At 38.7% G+C, this 16,981-nt stretch carries 12 protein-coding genes, 1 tRNA gene, 1 pseudogene and 1 CRISPR repeat array; of the genes and pseudogenes, 8 read left to right on the top strand and 6 right to left on the bottom strand.

What is annotated here, in order from left to right; translation table 11 throughout:
- A pseudogene (locus NWP17_RS17595) lies at nucleotides 1-121 on the top strand (IS982 family transposase); the annotation flags it as partial.
- On the opposite strand, the gene NWP17_RS06080 reads toward NWP17_RS17595, so the two are convergent.
- The 4 genes from NWP17_RS06080 to NWP17_RS06065 form a co-directional block, all read right to left on the bottom strand.
- Nucleotides 101-943 carry a restriction endonuclease subunit S gene (locus tag NWP17_RS06080; RefSeq protein ID WP_280654018.1) on the bottom strand — a complete coding sequence of 281 codons (843 nt, stop codon included), beginning with the start codon at nucleotides 941-943 and terminating at the stop codon, nucleotides 101-103. The pseudogene NWP17_RS17595 and the gene NWP17_RS06080 sit on opposite strands and share 21 nt — an antisense overlap.
- Before the next feature lie 21 nt (nucleotides 944-964).
- Nucleotides 965-2,824, bottom strand: a complete 1,860-nt coding sequence (locus tag NWP17_RS06075; protein ID WP_280654017.1) for a DUF262 domain-containing protein — start codon at nucleotides 2,822-2,824, stop codon at nucleotides 965-967.
- Nucleotides 2,825-2,828: 4 nt separating this feature from the next.
- Nucleotides 2,829-4,844, bottom strand: coding sequence for a type I restriction-modification system subunit M (locus NWP17_RS06070; protein ID WP_280654016.1), 2,016 nt, complete (start codon nucleotides 4,842-4,844; stop codon nucleotides 2,829-2,831).
- A gap of 214 nt (nucleotides 4,845-5,058) precedes the next feature.
- A complete protein-coding gene (locus NWP17_RS06065; protein WP_280654015.1) occupies nucleotides 5,059-5,490 on the bottom strand; it encodes a MerR family transcriptional regulator in 432 nt (143 codons plus the stop codon).
- Between the two features lie 69 nt (nucleotides 5,491-5,559).
- On the opposite strand from NWP17_RS06065, the gene cas12k reads away from it, so the two are divergent.
- Entirely contained in the window at nucleotides 5,560-7,467 is a 1,908-nt protein-coding gene (gene cas12k, locus NWP17_RS06060) for a type V CRISPR-associated protein Cas12k (protein ID WP_280654014.1), read from the top strand.
- Nucleotides 7,468-7,931: 464 nt separating this feature from the next.
- Nucleotides 7,932-8,486: a CRISPR direct-repeat array (repeat unit 37 nt; unit sequence GTTTCAACACCCCTCCCGGAGTGGGGCGGGTTGAAAG).
- A gap of 217 nt (nucleotides 8,487-8,703) precedes the next feature.
- Here the strand turns inward: cas12k and NWP17_RS06055 are convergent.
- A tRNA-Thr gene (locus NWP17_RS06055) sits at nucleotides 8,704-8,775 on the bottom strand.
- A 180-nt stretch (nucleotides 8,776-8,955) separates the two neighbouring features.
- On the opposite strand from NWP17_RS06055, the gene argF reads away from it, so the two are divergent.
- The 6 genes from argF to NWP17_RS06025 all read left to right on the top strand — a co-directional run bounded on the left by argF (nucleotide 8,956) and on the right by NWP17_RS06025 (nucleotide 15,194).
- A complete protein-coding gene (argF, locus tag NWP17_RS06050) occupies nucleotides 8,956-9,882 on the top strand; it encodes an ornithine carbamoyltransferase (RefSeq protein ID WP_280654013.1) in 927 nt (308 codons plus the stop codon).
- An 85-nt stretch (nucleotides 9,883-9,967) separates the two neighbouring features.
- Nucleotides 9,968-10,570 carry a transcriptional repressor LexA gene (lexA, locus tag NWP17_RS06045; protein WP_280654012.1) on the top strand — a complete coding sequence of 201 codons (603 nt, stop codon included), beginning with the start codon at nucleotides 9,968-9,970 and terminating at the stop codon, nucleotides 10,568-10,570.
- A 155-nt stretch (nucleotides 10,571-10,725) separates the two neighbouring features.
- Nucleotides 10,726-12,198 carry a DNA phosphorothioation system restriction enzyme gene (locus tag NWP17_RS06040; protein ID WP_280654011.1) on the top strand — a complete coding sequence of 491 codons (1,473 nt, stop codon included), beginning with the start codon at nucleotides 10,726-10,728 and terminating at the stop codon, nucleotides 12,196-12,198.
- A 142-nt stretch (nucleotides 12,199-12,340) separates the two neighbouring features.
- A complete protein-coding gene (locus NWP17_RS06035; RefSeq protein WP_280654021.1) occupies nucleotides 12,341-12,532 on the top strand; it encodes a hypothetical protein in 192 nt (63 codons plus the stop codon).
- Nucleotides 12,529-14,598, top strand: coding sequence for an AAA family ATPase (locus NWP17_RS06030; RefSeq protein WP_280654010.1), 2,070 nt, complete (start codon nucleotides 12,529-12,531; stop codon nucleotides 14,596-14,598). The genes NWP17_RS06035 and NWP17_RS06030 overlap by 4 nt, the downstream gene beginning before the upstream one ends.
- 122 nt (nucleotides 14,599-14,720) lie before the next feature.
- On the top strand, nucleotides 14,721-15,194 hold the full coding sequence (locus NWP17_RS06025; protein ID WP_280654020.1) for a DNA phosphorothioation-associated protein 4: 474 nt from the start codon (nucleotides 14,721-14,723) through the stop codon (nucleotides 15,192-15,194).
- A gap of 145 nt (nucleotides 15,195-15,339) precedes the next feature.
- On the opposite strand, the gene NWP17_RS06020 is transcribed toward NWP17_RS06025, so the two are convergent.
- Entirely contained in the window at nucleotides 15,340-16,938 is a 1,599-nt protein-coding gene (locus NWP17_RS06020; RefSeq protein ID WP_280654009.1) for a DGQHR domain-containing protein, read from the bottom strand.
- Nucleotides 16,939-16,981 lie beyond the last annotated feature (43 nt).

Raw genomic sequence — 16,981 nt, 5'->3', positions numbered from 1 at the left:
TCCATTTAACTTTTTGGTTAACTTGATGGCTGGTTTAGCCGCTTACACCTATTTGCCCAAAAAACCTTCCATTGATATTTACCCAAAAGATTTGCCTGCTCTACCTCCTGCCATTTTTTAGTTCCGTCGAACTCACGTTAATATGAGAAACTGATAAAAGTTCCTCTGTACCACTTTCTGAGCGTTCATCAACTTCATAGAAATAATATTTTGCTCGCTTCACCTCCCAACCTTCCGGTATATCCCCTAACCACTCAATACCAGAAGGTTTCATGGGTGCATCAGGGTTGAGTCCTTTGGTGACTACATGGTTAATAATCGCGGTTTTCTGTTCTTTGAGTAGTTCTATTAGTCTTTGTTTGTTGCTGATATATTGGTTTATTTTTTCTATCTTCTCGTCAAGGAAAGATGCGATTTGTTTTTGTTCTTCTAGGGGGGGAATAGTAACAGAAATATTACGTAAAGATGATGAATAAATGTGAACTATAACATCTCCTCTTGAATTTGTAGCCTTTTGAAATATTGCATAATTACTATTTAAAAAATATGATATGAAGAGGCTATCATTTATATTCTGTCTAAAAATTAGAATATCACCACCAGTATAGGCTTTACTATCACCTAGATAAACAATACATTTCCCAATATCTTCTCTTGTTTCTCCCGAACCAGTAAATAAAATGTCATCTTTGTATATTGGTTTTGAAGTATTTGCTAATTCTTGACTTATGAAGTTAATAATATTATTTACTTTGATAGTATATTTAGTATAAATATCACCATAAAGTATTACAGGAAGACCATTATCTACTAAATCAGATTTGGATATAGTGCTTCCTTTTAAAAATTTACCAAAAAAAGCAAGTTTCTTAACTTCCCAATGTTCAGGAATATCACCCAACCACTGTACACCAGAATTTTTATACTTTGGATAACGCTTCATCCTACAACCTCCTTTATACAATTAAGGCTCAACTATCTTATTTAATCGCTCTGGATTCCAAATCTCCTCTGCAATTTTTTGATATAGCTTTTGCCGCGCATCCAAATCAGCTTTTTTAAATTCATCATGCGGCTGAAACGGTAGCCCAGAACGTCCCTTGTATTTCAAAAAACCGGGATTATGGTTATAACATTGAGAATTGAGTGATTGAGCTAAAAGATTCTGACTGTAGTAGTGAGGCAACTTTTTAGCATAAGGCAAGTCACCATAACTAGCATTAAATGATTTAGGTAACAGCAAAAGTCCCCCAATGCGGTTACGATACGCATCAAAATCATCTGGATAGGGAAACTCTTTGACGCAATCAACAGGAGAAGAAAATTGCTCACCGTAAACTAAAAAGTCACTTGCCCAAATATGCTCAATCTCATATCTATTCGTACCAGTGGCAATGTATTCACTGTACCGTGACTTTAGCCCTGATTCCCTTTCTATATGGTCTGTGATACGAGCAAGAAACTGGTAAATAGCTTTGTAATTTTGCTTATGCAATCGCAGTCGATCATTAGAAGCAAAGACTTCTGATTCTGCATCTAACTTACGACGCAGAATTGTTACAAGTTCAGCAGGTGTTTTTCCACGAATATCACGCATAACCACAAACATGGCATACTGCATAGTGTTGTAAGTAATGGTTCGGGAGTTCCACAACCTCCGAGCCAGCAGAATATCGAGAAAACTTGCCACTAAACGAATCTTTTGGTTAACCACATCTAGATGATCATCAGGATGTAGAGGTGCAAGCAGCAAGGGATATTGAAGGGTAAAACCGTGCTGGGCATTGTAAAACACCTCCTCTAAGCCTGGTTGCAAGGAAATAGAGGCTTTCCGCAAGCGTAAGAATTGACGAGTATAAAATACGAAATCTTGCTCTATGAAGCCCACAAAATCAGCACTTTTGTTAAGTCCAATTTGGGGTTTATGGTCACGCACCCAACGGTGAAATTCTGTACCGATGCGGTCAAAGTCACCAGGAACAGCACCCTTTTTGCGTTCCCGAATAGTCTGGGCGTACTGGCTGCGAAGCCAGGTTTTAATAGAATCAGCTTCTTCATCTTTACCCAACTCTACCAATTTATTTACCCAATTTTTCCAAAGCTGATTTGCCTGAACCTTTTTAGTTTCATCGCTAATATTCGCCAGTAAAAAGCCTTTCAGCATATCCGTAGGCGTAAGAGATAGCCCCCGATCATTCATCGTTTCAAAAATAGTATAGGCATCCTCATCGGAGTAAGCTGTAATTTCCACAATATAGACATTCTCTATTAGCCAGTCAATAAAGTAGGGTAAAGCCTCTCCAGTTAAATCTTCTGGGAAATATTCTTTGATATCGGCATAACGGGCAACAATATTTTTTACTGACTCTGGTTGTTCTGTGTCATCAAAGGGAGTTTCGTTGAAGAGGGCTTCCATACAAGCATTACGCTCCTCAACATTTAAGTTAAAAGATTTCTGGGAATACCTCTCAGAGAAAATTAAGTCATCCAGTTTTACTTGGTCTGGACAATTCTTTTGCAGATTATGCAGGAAAATAAGCAACAAAGATAAAGTAGTGAGCCGTTGCTGTCCATCAATAATGAATTTCTGACGTTCCTTCTGACTTATAATAATTGATCCGAGGAAGTAATTCCCATATTTTTCAACAGCTTGGCGTTCATGACTTGGCTCAAAATCATTAAGAAATTTCCCTACTAAGTCTTCCAGCAGTTCTTGAAGATGTTTAGTTTGCCATTTATATTCTCTTTGGTAATAATCAATGGCATATTTATTGCCACTGAGAAGTTGACGAATAGTTTTAGCGTCGCCTTGAATTTCTTTCATTATTCTATCCTTCTCCCTTAACAATCTGATGTAAAACCCCTTCTGCTTCCGCTTCCAAAGCTAAAATATCTGCTTTTATTTCCTCCAAACTCCGCAACGGTTTAAACTTATAAAAATATTTAGTAAAGGAAATTTCATAACCCCTAACGGTCTTTTCCTCATCTATCCAAGCATCGGGAACATGGGGTAAAACTTCCCGTTGAAAATACTCCTCAATATCTTCTTTTAATGGTACATTCTCCGTATCTCGCAATTCTGAATCAGGTTCATAAATTATCCCTTCCTTAGTTTTCTTTTTAATTACAGGTTGTGCGCTTTCATCCTTTTGAGTAAAGGTATCATAAACTAACTTTAAATCTTTACTTGTGAGTTTAATTTCTTCTACTTTCAGCGTTTTTTCAAAATCCTGCTTAACTTGATTAAAGTCTGTGTGTATATCACCATTAAACAAGTCTTTTAAAATTTCCACAACTCTCTGATATTTACTCTCAACTTCAATATTTAAAGGTATTTCCTGCTGTGCTTTACTAGCTTTTTTCGGTGGAGAATTAACCTGAGTTGCGGTGATAAACTGTTCTATTCTTTCCGGTGTAACTTGGAAACTCAACCGCAAAGGACGGTCAACGGTAATTTTATGATAACCAAAATCTGCATTATCAAAAATCTTAGATTGTTCCGTTTCTTGAAAATCTAAAAATGTTTCTGTAATGCGTTTAATATCTCCTTGGGTTAATTCACAATTTTTCTTACCTAAATTCTTTCTTAACTTTCCATACCATTCTGTAGCATCAATTAATTGTACTTTACCTTTGCGGTGTTCTGGTTTGCGGTTAGAAAGTACCCAAATATAGGTAGCAATACCTGTGTTATAAAACATATTCAAAGGTAAACCAATGATACATTCTAACCAGTCATTTTCAATGATCCAACGTCTAATATTACTTTCCCCTTGTCCTGCGTCACCTGTGAATAAAGCTGAACCATTATGAACAATTGCGATCCGACTTCCTAAAGTGCTATTTTGCTTCATTTTAGAAAGCATATTCACTAAAAATAACAATTGTCCATCACTGGTTCGGGGTAAAAGAGTTAGCTTTTCTCCCGATTTTAAACCGGGATGTTCTACCGCAAACCGGGGGTCTATTACTTCCTTTTTTTTCCCTTCCATAATAGCTTCTTGGTCAACTGTCCAAGACTTACCATAGGGAGGGTTTGCTAACATAAAATCAAATTGTAAATCAGCAAATTTATCTTTAGAAATTGTTGAACCATAGTAAATTTTATCAGGGTCACGACCTTTGATTAACATATCTGATTGACAGATAGCGTAGGTTTCTGGGTTGACTTCCTGACCATATAATTCAATGGTGACTTTTTTACCTGATTTTTCCGCTAGTTGTTGAATAAATGCTTCTGATTCGGTTAACATTCCTCCAGATCCACAAGCATCATCATATACTAAATAAGTACCGCTTTGAATTTGATTTTCAATTGGTAAAAATATCAAATTTACCATTAATTGAATAATGTCACGGGGGGTAAAGTGTTCTCCCGCTTCTTCGTTATTTTCTTCGTTAAATTTGCGAATTAATTCTTCAAATACATAACCCATTCCCAGGTTAGTTAGTCCTTCTTGAATTTCTCCTTTTTCGTTGGTTACGGGTTCTGCACTGAGGTTAATTTCCTTAGCGACAAACTTTTGAATTAGTGCATAAAGTCTGTTACTTTCTACTAAGGTTTCGAGCTGATTTCTCAGTTTAAATTTACTAATTATTTCCTGTACGTTGTCGCTAAAACCATCCAGATAATTTTCAAAGTTAGCTTTAATATTACTGGGAAAGTCCAACAAGGTTTTAAAAGTAAATTCTGAGGTGTTATAAAATACATAACCTGATGCTCTTGGCAGTTGTTGAGCGATCGCATTTTGTCCAAAATCTCCCGCTTCTAATTTTTTATAAAGCTCAAGTACCTTATCTTTACTGGGTTCTAGTAAACAATCTAAACGCCGCAGTACAGTCATAGGTAAAATGACATCTCTGTATTTCCGCGTACATAGACATCTCTTAATACATCGTCAGCAATGCCCCAGATAAAATTAACTATAGCGTTATGTGTTGTGTAATTCATATTGTCAGCACAGTAGATAAAGTAGGCGATAATTGCCAATATGATTGAGATTAGGATTTATTTGTATTAGTTTAACACACTGTTGTTTCTAATTAAGAAGGTAAGTGTTAATTTTTATTCAGCTTCAAAGTCAAATTTTGATAAATAACATCTAACCACACAGGGATTACTGGTTTACCTTCATCAAGAGATGCGATCGCCATCTTCCGATCAAACTCTACCAAAGAAAGCGAATCATCCTGTGCCGATAACAACAACATAAACCGCTTCCCCCTACCCGAAATAAACAACTCCGGTTCTTGTTCCTTCAATCGTTTCAGAATAAAACAAGCAATATCAAAACTGATACCCGTAGACAGCCAATATACCATAGCTGCTAACTCCACCAAATTCGACCTGGAATAATAAATACTGCGTCCCGTACCCGTATCACTAATTACAGGTACAACAATCCCCTTCTCTCGCCAATACTGAATCTGGCGAAGGGTACAACCTGTCAATTGAGCCGCTTCCTTACTTGTGAAAAAAGTTTCTTGCATAAAATACTATTTTACAGAAAGCGGCTATAATACAAATATGGTATTATTAGACAAATATGTTTAAAAGGTATGAGCCAAATTACCATTCAGTGTCGTTTAGTAGCCAGTGAATTTACCCGTCAACAACTATGGCAATTGATGGCAGAGAAAAACACGCCACTGATTAACGAATTACTGATACAGGTTGCTCAAAATTCAGAATTTGAGACATGGCGACAAAAAGGTAAACATCCCACCTGTATTGTTAAAGAACTGTGCGAACCTTTGAAAACTGATCCGCGCTTCATGGGACAACCTGCAAGGTTTTACACCAGTGCCACAGCATCAGTGAACTATATTTATAAATCCTGGTTTGCCTTAATGAAGCGTTATCAATCCCAACTGGATGGTAAATTGCGCTGGTTAGAAATGCTCAATAGTGATGTTGAATTAGTAGAACAAAGTGGAGTTTCATTAGATACTCTTCGTGCTAAAGCTGAGAAAATCTTGGCTCAATTTGCACCACAAGAAACCAAAGGAGATAAAACCACTAAGGGTAAAAAGTCCAAAAAGGGGAAAAAATCTGAAAACGTAGATAGCGAAAGAAATTTATCAAAACATTTATTTGATACCTACGAAAATACAGAAGATAATATAACTCGTTGTGCTATTAGATATTTACTGAAAAATGGCTGTAAAATTAACGATAAAGAAGAAAAACCCGAAAAATTTGCTCAACGTCGCCGTAAATTAGAAATTCAAATTCAACGCCTCACAGAAAATTTAGCAGCCCGAATACCCAAAGGAAGGGATTTAACTGATACTCAATTGATAGCAACTCTGATCACTGCTGATAAGACTGTTCCTAAAAACGAAACAGAGGCGAAATTATGTCAAAATAATCTTTTAAAAAAATCCAGTAAAGTACCTTTTCCAGTAGCTTACGAAACCAACGAAGATTTAGTTTGGTCTAAAAATAAATTCGGGCGTGTTTGTGTAAAATTTAGTGGTCTAAGAGAGCATACCTTTCAAATTTATTGTGATTCTCGCCAACTCCACTGGTTTCAACGTTTCCTAGAAGACCAAGAAACCAAGAGAAGTAGTAAAAATCAACATTCTAGTGCCTTATTTACCCTACGAAGTGGTCGTATAGCTTGGCAAAAAGGAGAAGGTGACGGAGAACCCTGGAATATTCACCATTTAACCCTTTATTGTTGTGTAGATACTCGTTTATGGACAGAGGAAGGAACAAATTTAGTTAGGGAAGAAAAAGCTGAAGAAATTGCCAAAACTATCACCCAGACTAAAGCTAGAGGTGAACTAAATGATAGACAACAGGCACATATCAAACGCAAAAATTCCTCTCTAGCCAGAATTAATAACCCCTTCCCTCGTCCAAGTAAACCTTTATATAAAGGACAATCTCATATTTTAGTTGGTGTCAGCTTGGGTTTGGAATATCCTGCCACTGTTGCAGTTTTAGATGGAACTACAGGCAAGGTTTTAACCTATCGCAATATCAAACAACTACTTGGTGAAAATTACAAACTACTCAACAGACAAAGACAACAAAAACACCTGCTATCCCACAAACGCCATATTGCTCAAAGGATGTCAGCACCCAATAACTTTGGAGATTCAGAGTTAGGGGAATATATAGACAGATTACTGGCAAAAGAAATTATTGCGATCGCACAAACATACAAAGCTGGCAGTATCGTCTTACCAAAATTAGGTGATATACGGGAACAAGTCCAGAGTGAGATTCAAGCCAAAGCTGAACAAAAATCAGATTTAGTAGAAGTTCAAAAAAAATATGCCAAACAATATCGAACCAGTATTCATCAATGGAGTTATGGCAGATTGATTGCAAATATTCAAAGTCAGGCCAATAAAGTAGGAATTGTGATTGAAGAAGCAAAACAACCAATTAGAGCGAGTCCACAGGAAAAAGCCAAAGAATTAGCCATAAAAGCCTATCAATCCCGAAAAGCCTGATTGACAAAACACCGAACCTTGATAATAAAATAGTAATTAACAATAGCGCCGCAGTTCATGTTGTTGATCAACCTCTGAACTGAGATAAATGTGGGTTAGTTTGACTGTTGTGAGACAGTCTTGCTTTCTGACCCTGGTAGTTATCCACCTTGATGCTGCTGTTTCTAGTAAACAGGAATAAGGTGCGCCCCCAGTAATAGAGGTGCGGGTTTACCGCAGTGGTGGCTACCGAATCACCTCCGAGCAAGGAGGAACCCACCTTAATTATTTATTTTTGGCAAACCATAAGCGGGGTCAATTTCCCTGGGGGTTCTGCCAAAAGTCCAAAACCCTTGTCTAGTCTGTGTTTCAGATGTTGAGATGCTTTAATAATTCTCCCTTGAGAGGGAAAATTAGAGCAAATTTAGGACATCTGCCAAAATTGATTTTGGAAATGTCTTTAGATAAGGGTTTGGTCGGGCGGAGTTTCAACACCCCTCCCGGAGTGGGGTGAGTTGAAAGATATATGTATCCTTGGGAATCGTAGTTCAACTCACTAGTTTCAACACCCCCCCCGGAGTGGGGTGAGTTGAAAGTTCAGTCTTAATAAAAAAAGAGCGAATTATTAATTGATAGTTTCAACACCCCTCCCGGAGTGGGGTGAGTTGAAAGAGCATGATCAATCAACCAATGTCCCTTGGAGTCATAGTTTCAACACCCCTCCCGGAGTGGGGCGGGTTGAAAGTTTCTATTAGAAAGCATTCTGTGCCTAGTTCCGAAAAGTTTCAACACCCCTCCCGGAGTGGGGCGGGTTGAAAGTGAGTATATGGCTCTCCACAGGCAAAAGTACCGTTTGTTTCAACACCCCTCCCGGAGTGGGGCGGGTTGAAAGAGTTGATACGGCTAAAATCAGAAGGGTTGGATTTAGGTTTCAACACCCCTCCCGGAGTGGGGCGGGTTGAAAGTGATGAACTAGAGAATGAGGGCTAGGAAAACTAAGAAAGTTTCAACACCCCTCCCGGAGTGGGGCGGGTTGAAAGACTTTAGTACAAAAATACTTAAAAATTTTTAGGTGGGTTGAAAGATCGGAAGGTCGTCGGTTTAATTTGGACGGAGCTTATAATGGTAAACAAACTATTGACCGTGAGAAACAACAATTTGTCAACGGGGACAATAATTTGGCAATACGGACACTAATTTGTCAACGCGGTCAAATAATTTGGCAAGTGACAGTTTACCTTATACAGAAATAACAAAAGCCAGCAGTCGGATTTGAACCGACGACCTTCCGATTACAAGTCGGATGCACTACCACTGTGCTATGCTGGCGCACTTACTGACATACTATCATAGCATACATTATTTAATTGTCCATAGTCAAGAGCAAAAATTTTTTTGGTCATTAAGAAGGAACAGGGAACAATCCAAAATTAAAAATCTAAAATCTAAAGTGATAATCTGGTAGGGCGAGCATCTTGCTCTTAGTGTTGTTGTTCACAATTACCAAGCATGGCAGCGTTGATAGGACGAGATTTATTAGGTTTGGCGGACTTAACTGCCCAGGAACTTCAAGAACTTCTGCAACTAGCAACCCAACTTAAATCACAGCAGGTCAAGCTGCATTGCAATAAAGTGTTGGGTTTGTTGTTCTCTAAAGCTTCCACTCGCACCCGAGTTAGTTTTACTGTGGCCATGTACCAACTGGGGGGACAGGTAATTGATCTTAACCCCAATGTCACCCAAGTTAGTCGCGGTGAACCTTTACAAGATACCGCACGGGTGTTAGATCGATATTTAGATATTTTGGCAATTCGCACCTTTGCACAGGAAGATTTAGAAACTTTTGCTAGTTATGCCAAAATTCCTGTGATTAACGCCCTGACGGATTTAGAGCATCCTTGTCAGATATTAGCTGATTTATTGACAATTCAGGAATGCTTTGGTGATTTTTCTGGATTAACTGTTACCTATGTAGGAGATGGGAATAATGTGGCTAATTCTTTGATATTGGGTTGTGCCTTGGCAGGAATTAATGTGAGAGTTGCTACCCCTCCTGGATATGAACCATTACTACAAATTGTAGAACAAGCACGGGAGATGGCAGGTGAGCAAACAGAAGTTATCCTCACCCATGACCCAGAGTTAGCAGCTAAAGGTTCATCTGTACTTTATACTGATGTTTGGGCAAGTATGGGACAGGAAACACAAGCAGATAATCGCTCGCCAATTTTTCAACCATACCAAATTTCTGAAAATTTATTAAGTCTTGCCGCACCAGAAGCAATTGTTTTACACTGTTTACCAGCCCATCGTGGCGAAGAAATTACCGAAGCAGTTATAGAAGGTTCTCAGTCTCGAGTTTGGCAACAAGCGGAAAATCGTTTACACGCCCAAAAAGCTTTGTTGGCTAGTATCTTGGATGCGGAATTAATTTAGAATTACATCTTGTGATTTGGACTTTTTTATAGTACTAATGTTTTTAAGGCATATTTTTTGTATACCTGCCCATTAATATTATATTATGCAGCGTCTAACACAAGCTCAACAAGAATTATACGATTGGTTGGTAGAATATATCCGCACCAACCAACACTCTCCTTCTATTCGGCAGATGATGATAGCAATGAAGCTGAGGTCACCTGCACCGGTCCAAAGTCGTTTAGAGCATTTACGCAATAAAGGATATATAAGTTGGAATGAAGGTAAAGCCCGCACTCTTCGCATTTTACATCCTGTGAAACAGGGTATCCCCATTTTAGGCACAATTGCAGCTGGTGGTTTAATAGAACCTTTTACTGATGCTATAGACCATTTAGATTTTTCTAATATTTCTCTACCTCCCCAAACCTACGGCTTACGGGTATCCGGGGATAGCATGATTGAGGATTTAATTGCTGATGGGGATTTGGTCTTTTTGTATCCGGTGTTAGAACCAGGTCAATTAAAAAATGGAACTATTGTCGCCGCTAGGGTTGATGGATACGGTACTACTTTAAAACGTTTTTATTGCCAAGGCGATCGCGTTACCCTCAAACCTGCTAATTCTAAATACAAACCCATTGAGGTACTAGCTACACAAGTGCAGGTGCAAGGTTCTTTAGTGGGGGTTTGGCGGAGTTATTAAATCAAATGCAGGGAATGGGGAATGGCTAAAAGATTCTCTCTTCCCAGCGAGTAATACGGGGAATTTTGCCTTCCTTGGGTACAGTGTCTGCTAGGATACCCGCAGTACAAGATTTATATATTTACGCGTTTAGGAAAAGTTATAATTAGTGACTAATGACTCAGTATTTAGTAAAGCATTTACCTAGTTTCAGCCTCAAATCCCCATTTGCTAGGGAAGGTAACGCCAGTTATCAAACTCACTCCCACAAAGGATGCCCAATTATACCTATATCTCTGCAATTAAGATCATACCAGCGACAAGCTATTACTAGTTGGTTTGCCAATAATGGCAGAGGTACACTAAAAATGGCAACTGGTAGTGGTAAAACCATTACAGCCTTAGCCATCGCTTGTGAACTATACCAGCAGATTAATTTACAAGTTTTGTTGGTGGTGTGTCCTTATCGTCATCTTGTCACCCAATGGGGGCGGGAATGTGAAAAGTTTAATTTACTGCCTATATTAGCTTGTGAAAATTTACACACTTGGCAAAGTCAACTATCTACACAACTTTATAATCTCCGTTCCGGTTCTCAAAAGTTTGTCACGGTTATTACTACCAACTCCACATTAATTGGTGACGGGTTGCAGTCGCAACTGAAATATTTTCCCCCCAAAACTTTAATTATTGGTGATGAGGCACATAATTTAGGCGCACCAAAATTAGAAGAAAATTTACCCCGTCGTGTGGGGTTGCGCCTGGCTTTGTCAGCAACACCAGAAAGATATTTTGATGACGGTGGGACTCAATCTTTATTTGACTATTTTGGCCCGGTTCTCCAACCAGAGTTTACTATCAAAGATGCCATCGCTCAAGGGGCTTTAGTACATTATTTGTATTATCCCATACTTATAGAACTAACGGAAGGGGAAAGTATTGCTTATTTAAAGTTAACTAAAAAAATCGGGCGATCGCTATTATATAGACAAAAAGACCACAGCCATGGGGCAAACTTTGAAGAAAACGAAGACTTAAAGCCATTATTAATGCAACGGGCCAGGTTAATTGGTGCAGCAGAAAATAAATTAATTGCTTTGCGAGACCTGATGACCACTCGCAGGGAAACCACACACACACTTTTTTATTGCAGCGATGGTTCTCAACAACCCGGACAGCGTTCTTCCTTGCGTCAACTCAAAGCCGTAGCCAAAATTCTGGGTGTAGACCTGGGATATAGAGTCAGCACTTACACAGCACACACTTCTTTAAAAGAACGAGAAATTTTACGTCGTCAATTTGAAAATGGGGAATTACAGGGTTTAGTAGCCATTCGGTGTTTAGATGAAGGGGTTGACATTCCGGCCATTCAAACTGCGGTCATTTTATCAAGTTCTGGAAATCCTCGTCAATTTATTCAGCGTCGGGGGCGAGTTCTACGCCCTCATATTGGTAAACACCGGGCTACCATATTTGATATGATTGTACTACCACCAGATTTAGATAGAGAGAGTATAGAGGTAGAACGCAACCTACTCAAGAAAGAATTGCGCCGCTTTGTTGAGTTTGCTGACTTAGCAGATAACGCCGGTGAAGCCAGAATGAAGTTATTGGATTTACAAAGGCGTTATAGTTTATTAGATATATGAACAGGTAACAGAGAACACTGGTTCGTAGTAGGGACTTCAGTCCCGCATTAGTCAGGGAAAAGAGAACAGGGAACAACTCAGGTAAAATGTCCTGTGAATGCAGTGGTTTAAACAGCTAGAATATTAAAATATAAAAAAACTATTGATTGCCAAGCCTGAAATGCCCCCAGAGTCAAGTATAGAGGATGTGCATGAACCAATTAGCAGCGCACCGCACCAAGTGCGGCGAATTATTGAGCGAGTGTGGAAGCTGGAGAAAAACAGGCTAGATAAAAAAACTAATAGTCATATTAACGAAGAGATATTAGAGATTGTCAAGGAAGAGGTGCAATGAAGCTGACTTCAATTAAGCTGTGCAACTTTCGCTCTTTTTATGGCACAACACCAGAAATCAACCTATCCGTGGGAGACATTCGCAACACCACCATTATACATGGTAATAACGGTTCAGGAAAAACCAGTTTACTCAATGCCTTTACGTGGGTATTATATGAAAAATTTAGTGCTGCTTTCGCTTCAGCAGAACAGCTAGTTAATAAGCGTTCAATTGCTGAAGCTAAAAAAGGTCAAGGGGTGGAATGCTGGGCAGAAGTTGCTTGGGAACACGAAGGTAAACGCTACCGAGTTAGACGGTCTAGTCGAGTTTATAAAAATGACAGTGACTTTGAAGCAGGTAAAACCGAGCTACGTATGTGGATAGTAAAAGACGATGGGGAATGGTCGATACCACTACAACAACCGGATGATATCATTAATCAAATTTTACCGGCAAATTTGCATCAATATTTTTTCTTTGATGGTGAACGGATAGAAGAAATAGTTCGTTGTGACAAAAAAACGGAAATTGCCGAAGCAACCAAGATTTTTTTAGGTGTGGAAGTTATTAACCGTTCCATTAGACACTTAGGAGAAGCGAAAAAAAGTTTAGAAAACGAGTTAAAAGCTATTGGTGACGCACAAACCAAACAGTTACTAAAACAGCAAGAGCAAATAGAACAAGAAACTGAACGGATCACCACCCGACAGGTAGAAATTCAACAAGAGTTAGAATATCAGCACACCTTTAAAAAAGAAACAACTAACCGACTCCTAGAACTTGTTGAAGCTAAAAAAATCCAAGACCAATTAGAAAGTTTAGAATTTAAAAAAGTATCAACCCAGGAAGGATTGAAGAAAAATAAAGAAACACTAAAAAAGATTATTTCGGCACGGGGTTACACAGTGTTACTTGCTGAAAATACAGCGGAATTTCGGCAAATGATGGATAATTTAAAACAACAAGGTAATTTAACATCAGGAATTTCCCGTGAATTTGTCAATGATTTATTAAAATCTCAACGTTGTATTTGTGGTGCAGATTTAACTCCAGGCAATTCTCATCATCAAAATGTACAACATTGGTTAGATAAAGCAAGTTCTTCTACATTGGAAGAAACAGCAATTCGTATGGGTGTACAAGTCGATGAAATTGATAAACAAGCTGGAGCTTTTTGGGAAGAAGTTGACAGGGAACAAGAGAGAATTAGTCAGTTAAGACAAACTCTATCTCAAGTAGAAAGTGAATTAGATAACATTCAAGACCAACTGCGAAAAGATGCCAATGAAGAAATTAGTAGTTTACAAAAACGCTTAGATGAAATTTCCAGTAAAATTGATGAATTAAACAGAGAACAAGGGGCAAATCAGCAAAAGGTGCTACATTTAACAACCGAAATTGATGTTTTAGCCAAAAAAATATCTAAACAGAAACTGAACGAAGAAAGGCAAATGTTAGCACAGCAACGCATTAACGCTACTCAAGATGCCATAGAAAGGTTAACAGAAGTTAAACATCGGCAAGAAAAACAATTTCGTCTGCAACTGGAAAAAAGAGTACAAGAAATATTTAATCAGCTTTCAGTCAAACCATATCTCCCCAAAATTAGCGATAAATACGAATTAACATTAGTAGAACATACTGCGGGTATAGAAGCACCAGTGGCAGCTTCCACAGGAGAAAATCAAATTCTCAGTTTATCCTTTATCGTCAGCATTATAGATAAAGTACGGGAATGGAGTCAAAAACGAAAAATAATGATGCTTCCTGATAGTAGCACTTTTCCTATAGTCATGGATTCGCCTTTTGGTAGTTTGGATGAAATGTCACGCCGACACATAGCCGGGACAATTCCCCAATTAGCAAATCAGCTAATTGTACTATTAACTAAAACTCAGTGGCGGGGGGAAGTGGAAGAAGAAATAGCTACAAGAATTGGTAGGGAATATGTACTCACCTATTATTCTTCTAAGCCAGACTGTGAACAAGACTATATTGAGTTAGGAGGACAAAGATATCCTTTGGTGAAACAAAGCCCCAATGAGTTTGAGTATACGGAAATTACAGAAGTGATTCGTAGATGACCCAGGGGTGAAGGTGTCACCCGGAGGCGCACCAGGCGCAAACAGAAGAGATGGGGAGGTTGTGGATCAGGCGATCGCTTGGGTTTTCGGTTAAAATGACCATAATTATAGATATAATTCTCATGGCGGAAACTGGCAGAATCAGGGTTGCTAAGGATAAGGCTCAATTAGTTAAGGACTTAACGTCTTCAGGAGGGGGAACAGGTCCCTTCCAAACATTTGCCGATGTGGTTGTGTTTGCTGCTGCGTTGGGTGCAAAGCATAAAAAACGAGTTCCTTTGGGGGAAATTTCTAAAAGGGAACCATCGCCAATTAGGTTAGAATATTTCGCTTCTGTAGGAAATGATGTAGTTATTAAATTATTGGCAGTGATGGAAACTCAGGATATTAAAATATTAACTCCCTATGAAGAAGAATATGAAAAGCAACGTAATCAGATATTTGAAGAATATATTAATGGCGGACTAGAAATATTACAACATGAGTTGCATGGAGCAGTTGATTATTCAGAGAGAATTTTATTATTTTTAAGTTATGAAAGAACTAGCACTGAAGAACAAGAGGAGGAATTTGATTTAAGCAAATTCCTTTCCTGATTATATAGCGGTTTTCGCTTGAGTGAGGTATATCATTGGCAAGCAGGATGCTCGCGCTACAAAAAGTGGCAAATTACGCTAAATACTTTTATTATACTGAAAATGCCGTAATAACCACAGGATAACGCCTTGTAACCTATGTAAATTATAAAATTGGTGGTAATCCTACTTGCTTGGGTTCAACCAACTTACCATCAAAGGCGATGGTTTGATTTTCTACAGTTCTCGCGTCAGCTAAAGCTTTACGAAGTTCAGCACGTTCCATGTGATCCTCAACCCCGCCCAGAATATAAATGAGTAACTTGGCTGCTAGTTCCCTTCCAGAAACCAGCACCCGCTTTTTATTGGGGTCATATAAAACGCCATACCATAAAGATTGGGGGTACTCCATTCCACTTAAACCGCCCTGTCGGTCGAATTTTTTCAACTTTTTAAAAATATTTTCCAGGGTCAAACCTTTTTTAAAAACCAAGATTCCCAAAGCTTGAGCTAAAGCTACTTGTGCTACAGGACGAAAAAGCAGATTTCCTTCCCCTCCATGCTTTTCAAAACTAAAACGCCGCAAGGCTGGCGTGTCTTCTTCATCTAGTAGCTGATAACTGGGAAGACTGGCTAAATAATCAAATAGCTGGCTGAACTCCTCAATTCCCTCTTCTAGTTCCTCATCTTCTGGTCGCATGGGAATTAAACCTTTTTCTAAAGGTTTCCAGTGGGGGAACTTTTGCCCTAAATACCGCTCACACATATCATAGAGAGCTTGCAGAGTGGTTAAAACAGTGGAATTAGATGCTACAGTAGCACTATTCCAGTTAACCCGAGGATTGCGGTTTTGTTGTTGTTTTAACAGTGGATGACTAACTGCGATTTTTCGAGCAACAATGGCAAAACCATCATCTTCATTGAGTTGTGCTAACTGCCCTTTAGTCAAGGGTGCAGCCATTAAGTTAACATGAACAAAAATGGATCTCACCCTTCGCCTGGCTTGGGTGTAAGTTTCTCCAGCAGCAACAGCACAAATAAACTCAATACCAATTTTTTCTTTAGGTAAGGTTTGCAAGTAATCAAGGTCTACTTGGTACTTATCTATTAAATCATTTAATGTAATAAAGTTATCATCAACAGTTTTATCTTTTTTATAGCGCTGCAATTTGTGAGTTTTGATTAATTCCATCAACCCTTGTACACCCATGAGTCGGTGCTGACCATCTAAAGCATAAATTGTTACCTGATTTTCCTCAAGATTTAGCAGACCAACTTGGTTATCTTGATCTAAAGGAGTGAAATTAATAGTGGATTGTAAAGCTATTCCCTGATCATCCCACTCGGTAGCCTTGGGATTATCTACCCACGGTTTATTAATCACCACCAGCACTGGTGGGAATTTGTGAGTTTTCCGGGCTGCTAAATACTGCACTAGGGGCGCTTGACGTGACCAGTCTAGGGGACGTTGCTGAATTTCATCAATGCTATCTGCGTCAATGTCAACGTTACCTGTTTTGGGATTGTATTTTTTCTGAAGCAAAGGTAAACCAGAGGCGAAGTGAACACGACTAGCAAACCATCCTAGGGAAACAGAACCAATATAAGCCTCTGTACCTCCCATCTCGGTTTTTTGGACCAAAATTTGGTTTTTTTTGCGTAAAAACTTCTCTAACAGCATAGTGAGTACCTGTTTTTCCTTTTTTTCTCCTTCCAGGTATTCTGGGTCTGGGTTAGCAGTTTGATCAGATAGGTTGTCATTCATATTAATTTTTAAAAACTAAATGGTGTAGGATAAGTTAACCACT

Source organism: Chrysosporum bergii ANA360D, assembly GCF_029891735.1.
GTDB lineage: Bacteria > Cyanobacteriota > Cyanobacteriia > Cyanobacteriales > Nostocaceae > Umezakia > Umezakia bergii.
The sequence above is the reverse complement of the archived record's forward strand: the minus strand, read 5'-3'. Positions and strand labels throughout refer to the sequence as shown.

Coding starts and splice junctions, on each gene's coding strand:
- NWP17_RS06025 (WP_280654020.1), top strand. CDS start 14,721: ATGGCGGAAACTGGCAGAATCAGGGTTGCTAAGGATAAGGCTCAATTA.
- NWP17_RS06075 (WP_280654017.1), bottom strand. CDS start 2,824: ATGAAAGAAATTCAAGGCGACGCTAAAACTATTCGTCAACTTCTCAGT.
- NWP17_RS06080 (WP_280654018.1), bottom strand. CDS start 943: ATGAAGCGTTATCCAAAGTATAAAAATTCTGGTGTACAGTGGTTGGGT.
- argF (WP_280654013.1), top strand. CDS start 8,956: ATGGCAGCGTTGATAGGACGAGATTTATTAGGTTTGGCGGACTTAACT.
- cas12k (WP_280654014.1), top strand. CDS start 5,560: ATGAGCCAAATTACCATTCAGTGTCGTTTAGTAGCCAGTGAATTTACC.
- NWP17_RS06030 (WP_280654010.1), top strand. CDS start 12,529: ATGAAGCTGACTTCAATTAAGCTGTGCAACTTTCGCTCTTTTTATGGC.
- NWP17_RS06040 (WP_280654011.1), top strand. CDS start 10,726: ATGACTCAGTATTTAGTAAAGCATTTACCTAGTTTCAGCCTCAAATCC.
- NWP17_RS06020 (WP_280654009.1), bottom strand. CDS start 16,938: ATGAATGACAACCTATCTGATCAAACTGCTAACCCAGACCCAGAATAC.
- NWP17_RS06070 (WP_280654016.1), bottom strand. CDS start 4,844: ATGACTGTACTGCGGCGTTTAGATTGTTTACTAGAACCCAGTAAAGAT.
- lexA (WP_280654012.1), top strand. CDS start 9,968: ATGCAGCGTCTAACACAAGCTCAACAAGAATTATACGATTGGTTGGTA.
- NWP17_RS06065 (WP_280654015.1), bottom strand. CDS start 5,490: ATGCAAGAAACTTTTTTCACAAGTAAGGAAGCGGCTCAATTGACAGGT.